This is a genomic window from Pelosinus sp. sgz500959, from assembly GCF_042610375.1.
GTDB lineage: Bacteria > Bacillota > Negativicutes > DSM-13327 > DSM-13327 > CTSoil-075.
Map to the genome: position 1 here is coordinate 1 of NZ_JBGJZL010000050.1, position 721 is coordinate 721.

At 37.5% G+C, this 721-nt stretch carries 1 rRNA gene; it reads right to left on the minus strand.

The window, feature by feature from the left end:
* Positions 1 to 508: 508 nt before the first annotated feature.
* Positions 509 to 625: ribosomal RNA gene (rrf, locus tag ACAN52_RS21895) — 5S ribosomal RNA — on the minus strand.
* Positions 626 to 721: the final 96 nt, after the last annotated feature.

Below are 721 nucleotides of genomic sequence, written 5' to 3' on the forward strand. Positions count from 1 at the left end.
GCTCTTTAAAAAACTTACTTGTGTCAGTATCACTTGCGTGACCCAACGTGTGTGTACTCAAAACGAGTACGGCACATCTGGCTTATTTTAACTTTACTTACATTGTTTAGTTTTCAAAGAACACCCGATCACCTTTCGATAACCGCACCACCGTTTCTCACAGCGGATCTTTATTGTAACACATTCACAACTTTATGTCAACATGTTATTTTTGTTTTTCGTTGTCAGCCGTGCTGGCAACTTACTTATAATATCATACTTAACATTGTTATGTCAAGTATTTTTTTAACTTTGTTTTCACTACGTCCAACTGCTTCGCATTGAACCGAACAAATACTTTGAAACTTACGCTTCACATACCTGTTTTTANTTATGTCAAGTATTTTTTTAACTTTGTTTTCACTACGTCCAACTGCTTCGCATTGAACCGAACAAATACTTTGAAACTTACGCTTCACATACCTGTTTTTAGAGAAAACAAAAAGCACTCACGAAAGATGAGTGCCTTAACCGGCAACTACCTATCCTCCCAGGTCGTTTCCAACCAAGTACTTTCGGCGTATAAGGGCTTAACTACTGTGTTCGGTATGGGAACAGGTGGAACCCCTTAGCTATCGTCACCGGATTAAAGTTTTTAGAGATAAACATATTGCTATGCTCTCTCAAAACTTCACAGAAGAAAGATCAATTTTAGGATTAATTCATGTGCTAACACAAAGTG